Annotated in this window: 1 pseudogene; it reads right to left on the bottom strand. The window is 33.8% G+C overall.

Annotated features, from left to right (window positions below):
- Window positions 1-1,076: pseudogene (locus tag NNO08_RS22830) on the bottom strand (hypothetical protein); the annotation flags it as partial.
- Between the last annotated feature and the right edge of the window lie 20 nt (window positions 1,077-1,096).

Genomic DNA, 1,096 nt, shown 5'->3' on the forward strand with positions numbered 1-1,096 from the left:
ATCTTAACTGCCTGTAATGACGCATTATGGTTTTTCGTTATAAAAACCCTAATCTCTACAGAACGATTTTTGTCAGAAACCCCTTTAATGGTAAAGTCCCCTGATAATGTAGTATATTTACCATTTGAACCAACTATCGTTTCTGATACTAATACAACCCCGTTGTTCAAAACAACATCAAAATTACCAATTTTCTGAGTATCTACCGAATCACTAAAAATCCTCACCTCAAATTTATAATTGCCATTTGGTAAATTCTGATATGGCCCAAATGAGAGGTAGCCCTCTGAATTCTTAACTTTCTTAGTAATGGTACAGTCACTACTATGAGTGCCGATTTGTGTGGGTAGTTGACATCCATTCCAGGTATAATTGCCAAATTCAGCATTAAAAATTGGCCAAATTGGTTTTGCCATCCAAATGTCAGTACCATCAACATGGTCCAGAAGCACACCGTTATTCCATTTAATATGGTCGACTAACTGTCCATCCTTATCATCGTCGCGATTAACAAGATAAAAAACATTTTGAGTTGGGGATATATTAAAATATGAGGGACGAGAAAGCCATTGCATAGGTAAAAAATACCCCATATTACTCATTCGCAACTCACCGTAGCTAAGCTCAGGAATTATGACGTTTAACGGCAGAATATGCCAAAAATCATTTCCAAAAACATTCTTAACATTGTATCTTTTTGATAAATCATTTAAAGATATACGCAAATCAGAATTATGTTTTTTATATACGTTATTATTTATAGGTGAAGACGATAAAGTAGCAACACAAAACCACGTCGAGGATAGACATACAAACGTCAAAACAACGAGAAAACTTAAATTACTGCCTAGTAAAAATCTATTTCTGACAAACCTTACCAAATCCATTAAAAAACATAACTTTATTACAAATAAAGCCCAAAGAGCATGTCTGGATGAATCAGGATTAAGAAGACAAATTGCAAGAGTAGTAATACACAATCCAATAAAAGCAGACGTTTTCAGAACATGCCAAAAAAGAATATCGTTCCCAATTCGTCTCATAAAGATATTTTTTACAACATCAATCAATGACACAAAAATGTAGCCACTAAAAA

Source organism: Citrobacter sp. Igbk 17, from assembly GCF_028069775.1.
GTDB lineage: Bacteria > Pseudomonadota > Gammaproteobacteria > Enterobacterales > Enterobacteriaceae > Citrobacter.